Here is a 16,153-nt window from a genome sequence, read left to right on the forward strand (position 1 = left end):
TGGCGTGGGGTGGTCATGTCATCCACCGTCGCGCCTGACGTCGGGTGAGGGTCAAGCCCGTCCCCGCCGGCGGGCCCCGGAGGTCAGGCCTTCGTGGCGGCCCGCTTCGTCGTCGCCTTCTTGGCCGCCGTCTTCCTGGTCGCGGCCTTCTTGGTGGTCGTCTTCTTCGTGGCCTTCTTGGCGGTCTTCTTCACCGGGCCGCGGGCGCGCTTGTCGGCGAGGAGCTCGTACCCGCGCTCGGGGGTGATCTTCTCGGGGTCGTCGTCCTTGCGCAGCGTCGCGTTGGTCTCGCCGTCGGTGACGTACGGCCCGAACCGGCCCTCCTTGACCACGACGGGCCGGCCCGACACGGGGTCGGCGCCGAGCTCGGCCAGCGGCGGCTTGGCGGCCGCCCGGCCGCGCTGCTTGGGCTGGGCGTAGATGGCGAGCGCCTCGTCGAGGGTGATGTCGAAGAGCTGCTGCTCGGTGGTGATCGAGCGCGAGTCGGTGCCCTTCTTCAGATACGGGCCGTACCGGCCGTTCTGCGCGGTGATCTCCTCGCCGGACTCGGGGTCGGCGCCGACGACGCGGGGCAGCGACAGCAGCCGCAGCGCGGTGTCGAGGTCGATGCTCGCGAGGTCCATGTCCTTGAAGAGGGACGCGGTGCGCGGCTTGACCTTGTTCTTGCCCTTGCCCTGCTCCTCCTCGGGGATGACCTCGGTGACGTACGGCCCGTAGCGGCCGGCCTTGGCCACGATGTCGCGGCCGGTCCCGGGCTCCTGCCCGAGGACGCGCCCGTCGTCGGCCGCCTGGTCGAGCAGCTCACGGGCCATGGCCGGGGTGAGCTCGTCCGGCGGCACGTCGTCGGTGATGGACGCGCGCCGCGGCTGGGACTCGCCCGAGGCGGCGGCCACCGGGTCGGTGACCTCGCCGGTGCGCGGGTCGATGCCGGCGGGGACGACCTCCTCGACGTACGGGCCGTACCGCCCCACGCGCACGACGATGCCGTCGCCGATCTCGATGGTGGAGATGGCGCGCGCGTCGATGTCGCCGAGGTCCTCGACCAGCGAGCGCAGCCCCTCGGCCGAGGTGGCCTCGTCGCCGAAGTAGAAGCGGCCGAGCCAGGCGGCGCGCTGCTCGTCGCCGCGGGCGATGGCGTCGAGGTCCTCCTCCATCGAGGCGGTGAAGTCGTAGTCGACGAGCCGGCCGAAGTGCTCCTCCATCAGCCGGGTGACGGCGAACGCCAGCCAGCTCGGGACCAGGGCCGAGCCCTTGGTGTTGACGTAGCCGCGGTCCTGGATGGTGCCGATGGTCGAGGCGTAGGTCGAGGGCCGCCCGATGCCACGCTCCTCCATCGCCTTGACCAGGGTGGCCTCGGTGTAGCGCGCGGGCGGGGACGTCTCGTGTCCCCCGGCCTCGGCACGCCGGACGGTGAGCTCACGCCCCGCCCCGAGCTTGGGCAGGCGGCGCTCCTCGTCGTCGCGGCCACGGGTGTCGTCGCGGCCCTCCTCGTAGGCGGCCAGGAAGCCGCGGAAGGTGATGACGGTGCCGCTGGCCGAGAGCTCGACCTGGCGGGCCGGGGCGGTGTCGGGCAGCGTCGCCGCCAGCCGCACCGAGGCGGTCGAGCCGCGGGCGTCGGCCATCTGCGACGCGACGGTGCGCATCCAGATCAGCTCGTACAGGGCGAACTCGTCGCCGCGCAGCTCGCCGCGCACCTGCGCCGGCGTGCGGAAGCGGTCACCGGCGGGGCGGATGGCCTCGTGCGCCTCCTGGGCGTTCTTGACCTTCTTCTCGTACCGGCGCGGCGCGTCGGGCACCGAGGCGGCGCCGTACATGTCGCGGGCCTGGGTCCGGGCGGCCGTGAGGGCGGCGTCCGACAGCGTGGTGCTGTCGGTCCGCATGTAGGTGATGTAGCCGTTCTCGTAGAGGCGCTGGGCGACCCGCATCGCGTTGCGGCTGTTGAGCCGCAGCTTGCGCGAGGCCTCCTGCTGCAGGGTGCTGGTGGTGAAGGGCGCGCTGGGGCGGCGGGTGTAGGGCTTCTCGGAGACCTCCGAGACCGTGACGGTGGCGGTCCGCAGGGCCTGCGCGATCCCGGTGGCCTGGCCCTCGTCGAGCTGCACCGCCTTCTCGCCCTTCAGGGTGCCGTCGTCGGCGAAGTCGCGGCCGGTGGCCACGCGCTTGCCGTCGACCCCCGTGAGGCGGGCGGTGAACAGGTCCTCGTCGCCGGCGGGGGTGACGTCGGCGTCGACGTCCCAGTAGCCGGCCCGCACGAACGCCATCCGCTCGCGCTCGCGCTCGACGACCATCCGGGTGGCGACCGACTGCACGCGCCCGGCGGACAGCTTGGGGGCGACCTTGCGCCAGAGGACGGGGCTGACCTCGTAGCCGTACAGCCGGTCGAGGATGCGGCGGGTCTCCTGGGCGTCGACCAGCGCGACGTTGATGTCGCGGGTCTGGGTGGAGGCGCGCTGGATGGCCTCCTTGGTGATCTCGTGGAAGACCATCCGCTTGACGGGGACCTTGGGCTGGAGGGTCTCGTAGAGGTGCCACGCGATGGCCTCGCCCTCGCGGTCCTCATCCGTGGCCAGGTAGAGCTCGTCGGCGTTCTTCAGCAGGGCCTTGAGCTCGCGGACCTTCTTGCGCTTGTCGGCGTCGACCACGTAGTAGGGGTCGAAGTCGTCCTCGATGTTGACCCCGAAGCGGCCGAAGGGGCCCTTCTTCATGTCCGCCGGCATCTCGCTCGGGGTGGGGATGTCGCGGATGTGGCCGACCGACGCCTCGACGTCCCAGTCCTTGCCGAGGTACCCGGCGATCGTCTTCGCCTTCGCGGGCGACTCGACGATCACGAGCTTGCGTCCTGCCATGGTGCACCTACCTGTTCCGTCCGGTCACGTGCAGCGGATTCGTCGCTGCTCCGACGTGCGGACGTGGCCGACGGTAGCGCCCGGACCCCGCCGGAGCACACACCGGGTCTCTCCGCCGCGCGTCGCGCCGGCCGGGGCCGCGCACCGCCGAGGCCGTCCGGCCCCGGTGATCTCGCCCCGCACCGGTCACAGGGGGCCGGTGCGCCGCAGCCTGACCGGTGCGGCCCGGGCCGGGCGGTGCGAACGGTCGACGCCAAGCCCGGAGCGGAGTATGCTGACCATGGTGGTTGAACAATCAACTACACCCCGAGGAGCACCCATGCCCGACACCGCCCAGCGCCCGCCCGTCCTCTACCTCAGCCACGGCGCACCGCCGCTGGCCGACGACGCGACCTGGACCGGCCAGCTGGGCGCCTGGGGCGCCGACCTGCCGAGGCCCGCCGCCGTCCTCGTCGTGTCGGCCCACTGGGAGCTCGCGCCGGTCGCGGTGTCGGCCACCAGCGGCAACGTTCCCCTCCTGTACGACTTCTGGGGCTTCCCGCAGCGCTACTACGAGGTCACGTACGACGCCCCCGGGGCGCCCCGGCTGGCCCACTCGGTCGCCCAGCTGCTGGCCGGGGCCGGCGAACAGCTGCACCAGGACCCGAGCCGCGGCCTCGACCACGGCGCCTACGTGCCGCTGAAGGAGATGTTCCCCGAGGCCGACGTCCCGACCCTGCAGCTCTCGATGCCGACCCTCGACCCCCGGCGCCTCTTCGAGCTCGGCCGACGGCTGGCCCCGCTGCGCGACGAGAACGTCCTGATCGTCGGTTCCGGCTTCACGACCCACAACCTGGCGTGGTTCGACCCGTCGGCCGGGCCCGACGCCGCCCCGCCCACCGCATCGGCCGAGTTCGACCACTGGGCCGCCGAGGCCGTGGGCGCCGGGGACGTCGACGCCGTCCTCGACTTCCTGGTGCGCGCCCCGGCCGCCGTCGAGGCCCACCCCCGCACCGAGCACTGGGCCCCGCTCTACGTGGCGCTCGGCGCGGCTTCGGCGTCCGGCGCCCTGTCGGCCGACACCGTCGACAGTGTCATCGACGGGTTCTGGTTCGGCCTGAGCAAGCGCTCCTGGCAGTTTGCCTGAGCCGTCCCTTCCGAGGTGGCGCGCTCCCCTCTCGGTTGCTCCCCAGCAGGGAGCGCGCGACTGCCTCACCACCCGGAGCATCCGAGAGCCCCCACCGTCACTCCCCCGACCCACGGCTGCCTCACCACCCGGAGCATCCGAGAGCCCCCACCGTCACTCCCCCGACCCACGGCTGCCTCACCACCCGGAGCATCCGAGAGGCGCCACGAGGAGGGACATCCCCGCCGGCGCCGCCTCGACCTCAGCCGCCCAGGTGCTCGCGCAGGAAGGCCTCGATGCGCGCCCAGGCGTCGCGGGCGCTCTCGGGTTCGGGGCCGGCGTGCAGGACGAACCTGGCGAGCGGGGCGATGTACCAGGGCGCGAGGTCCTCGGGGTTGAGGAACGAGTGCCCGGCCCGCGGGTACTCCACCACGTCGTGGGCGACGCCCCGGGCGGCGAGCACCTCCTCGAGCTTCGCGGCCGCGCCCCGGAGCGAGAGGTCGCGGCCGCCGTAGCTGGCCACCACCGGGCAGGCACCGTCGAGCGCGGAGGGGTCGGAGGGCAGCATCCCGTAGTTCACCGCCGACGCCGACCACCCAGGGCGCCCGGCCAGGGCCAGCGCGAAGGCGCCGCCCATGCAGAAGCCGATGACGCCGACCTGCCCGGTCGAGCGCGGGTCGTCCACGAGCTGCTGCCGGGCGGCCTCGATGTCGTCGAAGGCCGGCCCGCTCCCCCGGCTCAGGGCCGCGAACGTCGCTCGCAGGCACGCGACGCGGCGCCCGCGCGAGAACAGGTCGGGCGCCAGCACCAGGAAACCGGCGGCGGCCAGCCGGTCGGCGTGGGCGCGCATGTTGTCGTCGAGCCCGAAGGCCTCGTGCACCAGCACGACGCCGGGCCACGGCCCGTCGCCGGACGGGGTGGCCAGGTACGCCGCGAGCTCGCCGACGCGGGTCGGGGTGCCGGCCACCACCGTCAGTGCCCGGACCGCGGGCGCTTCTTGGGCGCCGGGCGGACGGGGTCGTCGCCGACCTCGGGGACCTCCTCGGGCACGACCACCGGCCGCAGCCGCGACCAGGCGATGAAGCCCAGCCCGACCACCAGCAACCCGATCCCGGCGTACAGGTTGGCGTTGAGGCCGCCGGTCTTCTGGGTCGCCGGGTCGGCGAAGATGCCCATCAGGGTGAGGATCACGCCGTAGATGGTGAGCAGCAGCCCGATGATGTTGCGGATGTCGAACGCACCCGCGGTGTGCTTCTCGGCCATGACGACTCCTGCTCAGAAGAGGATGTTGAGGACGATGACCATGACCAGGGCCAGGCCGGCCAGCGGCACGGTGCGGCGGTACCAGGGGTAGCCCGCCTCGTGGGGGTCGGTACGCGCTTCGAGCGGGGTCTCGGAGTACACCAGCCCGACGAGCTCCTCGACCGGCTTGGGCGCCGTGCGGTAGGTGACGGCCACCGAGACCGCGATGTCGACCACGAAGGCGGTGGAGGCGGCGACGAAGGCCGCGCCCTGGCCGCCGAGCGGGATGACCCCGAGGCTCGCCGACCCGAACGCGTCCTGGCTGAGGAACGCCACGGCGACCGCCGACAGCGTGCCCGAGACCAGGCCGGTCCAGCCGGCGGCCGGCGTCATGCGCTTCCAGAACATCCCCAGGATGAACGTGGCGAACAGCGGCGCGTTGAAGAAGCCGAACAGCGTCTGGAGGTAGTTCATGATGTTCGAGAAGGAGCTCGCGATGATGGCCGTGAAGATCGCGATGACGGTGGCTCCGAGGGTGGCCAGCCGGCCGATCCGCAGGTAGTAGTCGTCGGAGCGGTCCTTGCGGATGTAGCGCTCCCACAGGTCGTAGCTGAACACCGTGTTGAAGGCCGAGATGTTGGCCGCCATGCCGGCCATGAACGCCGCCAGCAGACCGGTGAGGGCCAGGCCGAGCAGCCCGTTGGGCAGCACGTCGCGCATCAGGTACAGGAGCGAGTCGTTGAACGCGACCCCCTGGCCGGACGCCCCGCCCGGCGGGCTCCCGCCGTTCTTGAGCGAGACGATCTCGGGCACCAGGACCGCGGCGATCATGCCGGGCACGATGGTCAGGAACGGCACGAACATCTTGGGGAAGGCGCCGATGACCGGCGTCTTGCGGGCCGCCGAGATCGAGTCGGAGGCCATCGCCCGCTGGACCTCGACGAAGTTGGTCGTCCAGTAGCCGAACGAGAGGACGAAGCCCAGGCCGAACACGATGCCGACCACCGACCAGAAGCCGCTGTCGAACCCGGTGAGGGCCTGCCCGGGCCAGGAGTTCAGCTGCTGTTCGGCCGGCGGCACGCCCGCGGAGGCCGGGGCCTTGGCCGCGGCCGCGGTGATCTTCGCCTCGAGCCCACCCCAGCCGCCGACCCGGTTGAGGCCGATGACCACCAGCGGCAGCAGGCTGGCGACGATGACGAAGAACTGAAGCACCTCGTTGTAGATCGCCGCCGACAGCCCGCCCAAGGTGATGTACGACAGCACGATGAGCGCCGCGACGATCAGCGCCAGCCACAGCGGCCACCCGAGCAGCGCGTGCACGATCGAGCCGAGCAGGTAGAGGTTGACACCGGCGATGAGCAGCTGCGCCACGGCGAAGGAGATGGCGTTGACCAGGTGGGCCCGCTTGTCGAAGCGGCGGAGCATGAACTCCGGCACCGAGCGCACCTTGGAGCCGTAGTAGAACGGCATCATCACGATGCCGAGGAACAGCATCGCGGGGATGGCGCCGACCCAGAAGTAGTGCACGGTGGCGATGCCGAACTGAGCCCCGTTGGCGCTCATCCCCATGATCTCGACGGCGCCGAGGTTGGCCGAGATGAAGGCCAGGCCGGTGACCCACGCGGGCAGCGAGCGCCCCGAGAGGAAGAAGTCGATGGAGTCGCTGACCGAGCGGCGCGCCAGCAGGCCGATGCCGAGGACGAAGACGAAGTAGACGGCCAGGATGAGGTAGTCGACCGGGCTGGCGTCGATGAGGGTGTCGGCCGCCGGGACCATCCCCACGGTCCCCGTCACGATCGCGTGGGCTGCTGCTCCGACCACATCCACCACCTGCTCCTCGTCGAGTCAGCACCGTGCTCGGCACCGCCCGTCACGCTAGCCCCTCCCCCACCCCGGGGCACCTCGACGGGTGAGCCGATTTCGTCGCGGCCGAGGTCAGGTGCGCGACGGGCCCCCCTGTCCGACAGCGGCCGCGACACCCTCCTCGTCGCCCAGCGCCGCCGCGAACTGGGCCGCGTGCAGGCGGGCGAAGGCGCCACCCGCGGCCAGCAGCTCGGCGTGCGAGCCGCGCTCGACGATGCGCCCGTCCTCCATCACGAGGATGAGGTCGGCGTCGCGGATGGTCGAGAGGCGGTGGGCGATCACGAAGCTCGTGCGGTCACTGCGCAGGGCCGCCATGGCGTGCTGGACCAGCAGCTCGGTGCGGGTGTCGACCGAGCTGGTGGCCTCGTCGAGGATCAGCAGCGAGGGGTTCGCCAGGAAGGCCCGGGCGATGGTGACCAGCTGGCGCTCACCGGCGCTGATGTTGTCGGCCTCGGCGTTGAGCACGGTGTCGTAGCCGTCGGGCAGCGAGTGCACGAAGCGGTCGACGTAGGTGGCCCGTGCGGCCTCGAGGATCTCGTCGTCGGTGGCGCCGGGGCGGCCGTACGCGATGTTCTCGCGGATGGTGCCGGCGAAGAGCCAGGTGTCCTGGAGCACCATCCCGGTGCGCGAGCGCAGGTCGTGACGGGTGAGGTGGCGGATGTCGACGCCGTCGAGGGTGATGCGCCCGCCGTCGAGCTCGTAGAAGCGCAGCACCAGGTTGACCAGGGTGGTCTTGCCGGCGCCCGTGGGCCCGACGATGGCGACGGTCTGCCCGGGCTCGACGACCAGGTCGAGGTGCTCGAGCAGCGGGCGCTCGGGGGTGTAGGCGAACGAGACGTCCTCGAACGCCACGCGCCCGCGGGGGTCGGTGATCCGCTGCGGCGAGGCCGACTCGGCCTCCTGCTCGGAGGCGTCGAGGACCTCGAAGACCCGCTCGGCGGAGGCCACCCCGCTCTGCATCAGGTTGGCCATGGACGCCACCTGGGTGAGCGGCTGGGTGAACTGGCGCGAGTACTGGATGAACGCCTGCACATCGCCGAGGCTCATGGTGCCCGAAGCCACCCGCAGGCCGCCGACCACCGCGATGACGACGTAGTTGAGGTTCCCGATGAACATCAGCGTCGGCATGATGATGCCGCTGATGAACTGGGCCCGGAAGGTGGCGTGGTGCAGGGCGTCGTTGCGCACCGCGAAGTCGCGGTCGGCCTCGGCCTGGCGCCCGAAGACCTTGACCAGCTCGTGCCCGGTGAAGGTCTCCTCGACCACACCGTTGACCTCGCCGGTGCTCTTCCACTGCTGCACGAAGTGGCCCTGGCTGCGCTTGCCGATGGCGGCGGTGACCACCATCGTCACCGGGATCGTGACCAGGGCGATCACCGCGAGCAGCGGGCTGATCCAGACCATCATCGCGATCATCGCGATGACGGTGAGCAGCGAGGTGACGAGCTGGCTGAGGGTCTGCTGGAGGCTCTGGGCCACGTTGTCGATGTCGTTGGTGACCCGGCTCAGCAGCTCGCCGCGGGGTTGGGCGTCGAAGTACGGCAGCGGCAGCCGGTTGAGCTTGTCCTCGACGTCGCGGCGCAGGCGGAAGACGGTGCGGTTGACCGCGCTCGTGAGCAGACGGCCCTGCACCAGCTGCAGGCCGGCGGCCACGACGTAGATGGCCAGGACGGCCAGCAGCACCTGCCCGACGGCGGCGAAGTCGATGCCCTGGCCCGGCACGACGTGCTCCATGGCGGCAAGGACGTCGGCCATCCGGCCCTGCCCGCTCGCCCGCAGCCGCTCGACGGCCTGCTCCTGGGTGACCCCGGCCGGGATGCGGCGGCTGAAGACGCCCGCGAACACCAGGTCCGTGGCGCGGCCGAGGATCTTGGGGCCGATCGCGTTGAGCACCACGCTGCCCAGCGCCAGGGTCAGGGCGCCGACCACGACGGGGCGCTCGGGGCGCAGCAGCCGCAGGACACGCTTGGCCGAGGGCCCGAAGTCCTGGGACTTCTCCGTGGGCATCCCGATGGCCGCGTGCGGCGGCCCCCCGCGGCGGACGCCGGCCGGGCCGCGGCGCGCCTCGGCCTCCTTCTCCTCGGCCGACTTCAGCTCGCTCATGCGCTGACCTCGCTCGTCTGCTGGCTCTCGACGATCTCCCGGTAGGTCGGGCAGGTCGCCAGGAGCTCGTCGTGGGTTCCGGTGCCGACCACCACGCCGTCGTCGAGGACGACCACCTGGTCGGCGTCGAGGATGGTCGAGACCCGCTGCGCCACCACGATCACGGTGGCTTCGCGGGTGACCGGGGCCAGGGCCGCCCGCAGCCGCGCGTCGGTGGCGACGTCGAGGGCCGAGAACGCGTCGTCGAAGAGGTAGACCGCCGGGCGGCGCACCAGGGCCCGGGCGATGGCCAGCCGTTGCCGCTGACCGCCGCTGACGTTGGTGCCGCCCTGGGCGATCGGCGCGCCGAGCCCCTCGGGCAGGGAGCGCACGAAGTCCTCGGCCTGGGCGATGCGCAGCGCCTCCCAGAGCTCGTCGTCGCTGGCGTCGGCGCCCCCCTGGCGCAGGTTGCTGGCGACGGTGCCGCTGAACAGGAAGGGGCGCTGCGGCACCAGGCCGATGCGCGACCACACGTCGTCGAGCGCGGCCTCGCGGACGTCGACCCCGCCGACCAGCACGGCGCCGCCCGTGACGTCGTGCAGACGCGGGACGAGCCCGACCAGGGTGGTCTTCCCGGCGCCGGTGGACCCGACGACCGCGGTGGTGGTGCCGGGGCGGGCGGTGAAGGAGACCTCACGCAGTACCGGCGACTCGGCGCCCGGGTAGGCGAAGGTGGCCCCGCGCAGCTCGACGGCGACCGGGCCCGGCGGGATGGGGCGGGGGTCGGCGGCCGGTACGACCGAGGACTCGGTGTCGAGGACCTGCGCGATGCGGCCGGCCGAGACGCTGGCCCGCGGGATCATCATCGACATGAAGGTCGCCATCATCACCGACATCAGGATCTGGATGAGGTAGGCCATGAACGCCGTCAGCGCGCCGATCTGCATCTGCCCCGCGTCGACGCGGTGCGCCCCGAACCAGATGACGGCGACGGTCGAGGCGTTGAACAGCACCATGACGATGGGGAAGGCCAGCGCCATCAGCCGGCCGACGGCCAGCGCGGTGCCGGTGTAGGTGCGGTTGGCCTCGGCGAAGCGCTCGCGCTCGACGTCCTCGCGCACGAACGCCCGGACCACCCGGATACCGGTGATCTGCTCGCGCAGGATGCGGTTGACGGTGTCGACGGCCTTCTGCATGGCCCGGAAGTGCGGCAGCATCCGGCTGATCACCGCGCCGACCGAGACGCCGAGGAGCGGGACCGCCACGGCCACCAGCCACGACAGGCCGACGTCCTCACGCAGCGCCATGACGATGCCGCCGACCATCATGATCGGGGCCGTCACCATCATGGCCAGGCCCATGTAGACGACCTGCTGCACCTGCTGCACGTCGTTGGTGGAGCGGCTGATGAGGGTGGGGGCGCCGAAGGCCGAGACCTCGCGCGCCGAGAACGAGCCCACCCGGTGGAAGACGGCGGCGCGCAGGTCGCGCCCGAGCGAGGCGGCGCTCAGGGCACCGATGCGGGTGGCGGCGACGGTGGCGACGATCTGGAGGAAGGAGACCCCGAGCATCCACATCCCGGCGTTCAGGATGAACGCGGTGTCGCCGACGGCCACCCCCTCGTCGATGATGCGCCCGTTGAGGCTGGGCAGGTAGAGGGACGCCAGGGTGCCGACCAGCTGGAGGGCCAGCAGCACCGCCAGCGCACCGGAGTACGGCCGCAGGTAGGTGCGGACGAGACGGACGAGCATCAGCGCTCCTCGGGGTGGTCGGGGAGGGTGGGGTGGCGCCGGGTGCCGTCGAGGACGACCGAGACGATCTCGGCCGGGTCGAGCCGCCCGGTGGCCATGAGCGGGTGCACGCTCGAGAGGGTGAGCAGCTGCAGCAGCCCCACGACCTCCTGGACCGGCTTGCGCAGGGTGTGGGCGTCGGGCCCGACGAGGTCGGCCAGAGCGGCGTCGACGGCGGGGTCGGAGTGGCGGGTCGGCTTGTGGCCCACCGGCGCCGGGGCTCCGGAGTGCAGGAGCACGGAGATGAGACCCACCACCTGTTCGACGTGCTGCTGCATCACCCGCACGCCCTCGGTGAGCCGCTCGTCGAGGGTGCGGCCGGGGTCGATGGCGCGCAGGCGGGCCACGGCGGGGGTCGAGTCGAACACCGCACCGACGCAGGCCTGGACGAGGTCGTCCTTGGTGCCGAACGCCTTGAAGACGGTGCCCTCGGCGATGCCGGCCGCCTCGGCCACCTGCTTGGTCGTGACCGCGCTGCCGTGTTCGCGCAGCAGCGGCACGGTGACCTCGACGATGGCGGCTCGTCGCTCGTCGGGACTCATCGCGGGGGCACGGGGGGGCACGGCACGACATCCTAAGTGAGTGAGCACTCACTCACAAGGGGTTTTCGCGAGGTGCGACTACGGGCGCAGCAGCAGCCCGTCGGCGGCGGCGTCACGCACGAAGGCCACCACCTCGGCCCGGACCTGCGCCCCGTCGAGCCCCAGCAGCCCGGCGATGGCGGCGGCCGCACCCCCGGCCGCCAGCTCGCCGTCGCAGACCGACGCGAACGCGGCCGTCACGGTCGAGAGCACGAGCTGCCGGCGCAGGCCGCCGCCCTGGCGCAGCAGGATGACGCGCGGGTCGGCCTCCCCGGGCACCGCGTGCCGCTCCTCGGTGACGTCCGGGGCGCAGCGCCAGGCGAGGTCGAGGACCGCGTCGTCGTCGTGCTCGGCCAGCCAGGTGCGGGCGCGCATCCCGGCCAGGATGGTCGGGCCCATCGGCTGCTCGACCGGCCCGGGGGCGTCGACGAGGTCACGGAAGGGCTCGCGCTCACCGGCCGGGCGCTGCAGGGTGACCACGCCGAAGCCGATGGACTCGACGTCGCGGGCGGCGAAGTCGTCGAGCCAGGCGGCGTACATCCCGTTGAAGTCGGCGGTGCCCGGGTGGTGGCCGCCGTCGCGGGCCCAGGTCTCGGCGTACTCGGCCGGGTCCTGGGTCTCGCGCTGGACGACCCAGGCGTCGAGCCCGAGCCCGTCGAGCCACTCCCCCACGCGGTCGCGCCAGGTCGCACCCCGCGGGACCTCCCAGTTGCCGAGCAGCTGCGCCAGGCCGCCGGGCTCGAGGTGCGCCCCCACCCGGCGGACGAGGTCGCGCACCACCTCGTCGCCGCTGGCCCCACCGTCGCGGTACTCGAACAGCGGCACCGCCCCCGAGCGCGGCGTGATGACGAACGGCGGGTTGGACACCACGAGGTCGAAGCGCTCGCCGTCGACCGGGTCGAGCATCGAGCCCGCTCGCACGTCCCAGGTGACGCCGTTGAGCGCGGCGTTGAAGCGGGCGAAGGCCAGGGCGCGCCCGGAGAGGTCGGTGACCACGACCCGGCCGGCGTGCGCCCCGAGGTGCAGGGCCTGGACGCCGCAGCCGGTACCGAGGTCGAGGGCACTGGCGACCTCGGGCCGGGGGGTCCAGGAGGCGAGGGTGGCCGAGGCGCCGCCGACGCCGAGCACGTGGTCGGGGCGGAGCGGCCGGCCGGTGGCGAGCTCGCCGAGGTCGGAGGCGACCCACCAGTCCGAGCCCTCGGTGGCGTAGGGGCGCACGTCGCAGAGCGCGACCAGGGCGTCGCCCTCCGGGGCGAGCAGCCCCAGCGCGGCGGCCCCGTCGACGCCCAGGGTCGGCAGCGCGGCGGCCACCTCGGTGGCGTCGACCGGGTCGCCGAGCGTGAACAGCCGCACCAGCGCGGCCAGCGGGCCGCCCACGGTGTCGGTGACCCGCTGCGCCGGCAGGGCCTGCTCGCGCTCGAGGGCGGCGGCCGCGAGGGGGCCGAGCAGGGCGGTGACCCCCGCGACGGTGAAGCCGGTGGCCGTCAGGTCGGCACGGAGGCGGTCGACCAGCGCGGGGTCGACGTGGGGCGGGGTGGCGGTCATCGGGGTCGAGCCTAGGGCTCCGGCCCGGCCGCGGATGTGCCGAGGGGCCGGCCCCGTGGTCGGGACCGGCCCCTCGGGCCGTGCGGGGTGCGTCAGACCTGGGTCGAGCGCTCCTTCTCGAGGTCGACGGGGTCGGCGTGACCCGGCGCGTCACCGGCGGGGGTGACGTCGACACGGGCCTGGGGCTCGACGTCGTCGCCGCCGATGGCGAGGTCCTTGCTCTTGGAGTAGGCCACCGCCGCCCCGACGATGATGATCGCGACCGCGGCGATGCCGTAGCGGATCGGGGCCGAGGCGTCCGGTCCGATCGAGAGAGACACGATGGCCGGGGCGATGAGCACCGAGACCAGGTTCATCACCTTGAGCAGCGGGTTGATGGCCGGGCCGGCGGTGTCCTTGAACGGGTCGCCGACGGTGTCGCCGATGACGGTGGCCGCGTGGGCCTCCGAGCCCTTGCCGCCGTGCGCGCCGTCCTCGACGATCTTCTTGGCGTTGTCCCACGACCCACCGGAGTTGGCGAGGAACACGGCCATCAGCGCACCCGCGCCGATGGCGCCGCCCAGGAAGCCTGCCAACGGCCCGATACCCAGACCGAACCCGACCGCCACCGGCATGAGCGCGGCCAGCAGGCCCGGGGTGGCGAGCTCGCGCAGCGAGTCACGGGTGCAGATGTCGACCACGCGGCCGTACTCGGGCTTCTCGGTGTAGTCCATGATGCCGGGGTGCTCGCGGAACTGGCGACGCACCTCGAAGACGATGGCACCGGCGGCCCGGGTGACGGCGTTGATGGCCAGCCCCGAGAAGAGGAACACGACGGCCGCGCCGAGAAGCAGCCCGACCAGCACGCTAGGCGTCACGATCTGCAGGTCGAAGGCGGTCAGCGAACGTTGGATGGACGCGATCTCATCAGCCCCGAGCTCGCCGCCCTGGGCTCGAGCCTGCAAGTCGGTCAGGATCGGGTTGTAGACGGACTGCCAGGCGTCGCTGTACGAGCCGAACAGCGCCGTGGCCGCGAGGACGGCCGTGGCGATGGCGATGCCCTTGGTGATGGCCTTGGTGGTGTTGCCGACCGCGTCGAGCTCGGTGAGGATCTGCGCGCCCTCGCCGTCGACGTCGCCCGACATCTCGGCGATGCCCTGGGCGTTGTCGGAGACCGGGCCGAAGGTGTCCATGGCCACGATGACGCCCACCGTGGTGAGCAGGCCGCACCCGGCCAGCGCGATGAGGAACAGCGACAGCGAGACCGCGCCGCCACCGAGCAGGAACGCCAGGTACACGGCGCCACCGATGATGGCCGCGGTGAAGACCGCCGACTCGAGGCCGACGCCGATGCCCGAGAGCACGACGGTGGCGGGCCCGGTGAGCGAGGTGCGTGCGACGTCGAGGGTCGGGCGCTTGTCGGTGCCGGTGTAGTGGCCGGTGAGCCACAGGATGATGCCGGCCAGGACGATGCCGATGACCACGGCGAGGAACGCGGTGAGGCGCGGGTCGCCGGTGAGGGCCGCGATCTGCTCGTTGCTGGAGCCGAGGTCGGCGTAGGTGGCCGGCAGGTAGGTGTAGGCCGCGACACCGGAGAGGACGGCCGAGATGCCGGCCGCGATGTAGAAGCCGCGGTTGATGGCGCTCAGGGCGTTCTCGCCCGGGCGGGCCTTGGTGATGTAGACGCCGAGCAGCGCGGTGAGCGCACCGATCGCGGGGATGATCAGCGGGAAGACCAGGCCGTAGGCGCCGAAGGCGACCGAGCCGAGGATCAGCGCGGCCACCAGGGTGACGGCGTAGGACTCGAACAGGTCGGCCGCCATGCCGGCGCAGTCGCCGACGTTGTCGCCCACGTTGTCGGCGATGGTGGCGGCGTTGCGCGGGTCGTCCTCGGGGATGCCGGCCTCGACCTTGCCGACCAGGTCGGCGCCCACGTCGGCGGCCTTGGTGAAGATGCCGCCGCCGACGCGCATGAACATCGCGAGCAGCGCGGCGCCGAAGCCGAAGCCTTCGAGGACCTTGGGGGCGTCACCCTTGTAGAGCAGCACGACGACGGAGGCGCCCAGCAGGCCGAGGCCCACGGTCACCATCCCGACGACGCCGCCGGTGCGGAAGGCGATCTTCATGCCGGCGTCGCGGCCGCCCTCGTGACGGGCGGCGGAGGCGACGCGGACGTTGGCCTTGACCGCCAGGCTCATGCCCAGGTAGCCGATGGCCGCCGAGAAGAGGGCGCCCAGGACGAAGAAGCCCGAGCGGCCCCAGCGGACACCGCCGGTGTCGGCGGGGAGCAGAAGCAGGAGGCCGAAGACGATGACGACGAAGGGCGCGAGGGTCTTGAACTGCCGCGCGAGGTAGGCCTGGGCCCCCTCCTCGACGGCGTCGCCGATCTCCTGCATCTTCTCTGTCCCGGGGTCGGCCGCGAGGACCTGACCACGGAAGACGAAGCCCATGACGAGCGCCACCAGGGCGATCACCGCGACCGAGACGACCAGGGTCAGGTTCGTCCCGGTCAGGTCCAGGGCTCCCGACTCGGCGTTCGCGAGTGCGAGGGGTGACATTCCATCCTCCTTGACGGCGTGCTCCGTCCCCGGGCGCGGTCGGGCGCCGATGGCAGGGACGGGTCCGGCGTGACTGTACCGGTCCGTCAGCGGATGCCGCCCGCCCGGGTGGGGGTGACGCGGTTCACACCCGGCGCGATGACCTGCGGCGGGACCGCTCAGGCGGCGATGGCCTCGTCGACGCTGGCGTGGATGCCGAACACCTTGTCGAGGCCGGTGATGCGGAAGACCCGCAGGATGCGCTCGCTGGAACAGACGATGCGCAGCCACCCCGAGGCGTTGCGCACCAGCTTGAGGCGGCCCACGAGCACGCCGAGGCCGGTGGAGTCCAGGAAGGAGACGGCGTCGAGGTCGACCACGAGACGGACGTGGCCGTCGGTGATCTCCTGGTCGAGGGACTGGCGGAGCTGGGCGGCCGTGTGGACGTCCACCTCTCCCTCGACCGTGACGACACTGACGTCGTCGTGGTGGGACGTGGTCACGGAGAGCTCCACGCGTTGTGCTCCTCTGGAGGCCGCAGGGCGATCGGGCGGGGGGCCCCGAGCCGGGTGGGCTGTGGGAACCA

The 16,153-nt window shown here is 72.4% G+C and carries 11 protein-coding genes; 1 reads left to right on the forward strand and 10 read right to left on the reverse strand.

The window, feature by feature from the left end:
* Positions 1 to 83: 83 nt before the first annotated feature.
* Complete coding sequence (gene topA / locus ATL31_RS06490; RefSeq protein WP_101395055.1) at positions 84 to 2,843, reverse strand: type I DNA topoisomerase; 2,760 nt, start codon at positions 2,841 to 2,843, stop codon at positions 84 to 86.
* 319 nt (positions 2,844 to 3,162) lie between these two features.
* Here topA and ATL31_RS06495 point away from each other — a divergent pair, with 319 nt between their 5' ends.
* Positions 3,163 to 3,969 carry a dioxygenase family protein gene (locus ATL31_RS06495; protein ID WP_101395056.1) on the forward strand — a complete coding sequence of 269 codons (807 nt, stop codon included), beginning with the start codon at positions 3,163 to 3,165 and terminating at the stop codon, positions 3,967 to 3,969.
* 241 nt (positions 3,970 to 4,210) lie between these two features.
* On the opposite strand, the gene ATL31_RS06500 is transcribed toward ATL31_RS06495, so the two are convergent.
* The 9 genes from ATL31_RS06500 to ATL31_RS06540 all read right to left on the reverse strand — a co-directional run bounded on the left by ATL31_RS06500 (position 4,211) and on the right by ATL31_RS06540 (position 16,082).
* Entirely contained in the window at positions 4,211 to 4,915 is a 705-nt protein-coding gene (locus ATL31_RS06500) for a dienelactone hydrolase family protein (protein WP_245861993.1), read from the reverse strand.
* A gap of 5 nt (positions 4,916 to 4,920) precedes the next feature.
* Complete coding sequence (locus ATL31_RS06505; protein WP_101395057.1) at positions 4,921 to 5,211, reverse strand: DUF1700 domain-containing protein; 291 nt, start codon at positions 5,209 to 5,211, stop codon at positions 4,921 to 4,923.
* A 12-nt stretch (positions 5,212 to 5,223) separates the two neighbouring features.
* Positions 5,224 to 6,966: a sodium:solute symporter family protein gene (locus tag ATL31_RS06510; protein ID WP_101395058.1), complete on the reverse strand. Its 1,743-nt coding sequence runs from the start codon at positions 6,964 to 6,966 to the stop codon at positions 5,224 to 5,226.
* Between the two features lie 159 nt (positions 6,967 to 7,125).
* Entirely contained in the window at positions 7,126 to 9,156 is a 2,031-nt protein-coding gene (locus tag ATL31_RS06515; RefSeq protein ID WP_101395059.1) for an ABC transporter ATP-binding protein, read from the reverse strand.
* A complete protein-coding gene (locus tag ATL31_RS06520) occupies positions 9,153 to 10,886 on the reverse strand; it encodes an ABC transporter ATP-binding protein (protein ID WP_101395060.1) in 1,734 nt (577 codons plus the stop codon). Before ATL31_RS06520 ends, ATL31_RS06515 begins: the two co-directional genes overlap by 4 nt.
* Positions 10,886 to 11,488 (reverse strand): TetR/AcrR family transcriptional regulator, encoded by a 603-nt coding sequence (locus ATL31_RS06525; RefSeq protein WP_143598338.1) that lies wholly within the window; start codon positions 11,486 to 11,488, stop codon positions 10,886 to 10,888. The genes ATL31_RS06520 and ATL31_RS06525 overlap by 1 nt, the downstream gene beginning before the upstream one ends.
* Positions 11,489 to 11,545: 57 nt before the next feature.
* Positions 11,546 to 13,051, reverse strand: a complete 1,506-nt coding sequence (locus tag ATL31_RS06530) for a N5-glutamine methyltransferase family protein (protein WP_101395062.1) — start codon at positions 13,049 to 13,051, stop codon at positions 11,546 to 11,548.
* Positions 13,052 to 13,143: 92 nt separating this feature from the next.
* Complete coding sequence (locus ATL31_RS06535; protein WP_101395063.1) at positions 13,144 to 15,588, reverse strand: sodium-translocating pyrophosphatase; 2,445 nt, start codon at positions 15,586 to 15,588, stop codon at positions 13,144 to 13,146.
* A gap of 158 nt (positions 15,589 to 15,746) precedes the next feature.
* Positions 15,747 to 16,082 carry an STAS domain-containing protein gene (locus tag ATL31_RS06540; protein WP_101395064.1) on the reverse strand — a complete coding sequence of 112 codons (336 nt, stop codon included), beginning with the start codon at positions 16,080 to 16,082 and terminating at the stop codon, positions 15,747 to 15,749.
* Between the last annotated feature and the right edge of the window lie 71 nt (positions 16,083 to 16,153).

The organism is Phycicoccus duodecadis (genome assembly GCF_002846495.1).
GTDB classification, from domain to species: Bacteria; Actinomycetota; Actinomycetes; order Actinomycetales; family Dermatophilaceae; genus Phycicoccus; species Phycicoccus duodecadis.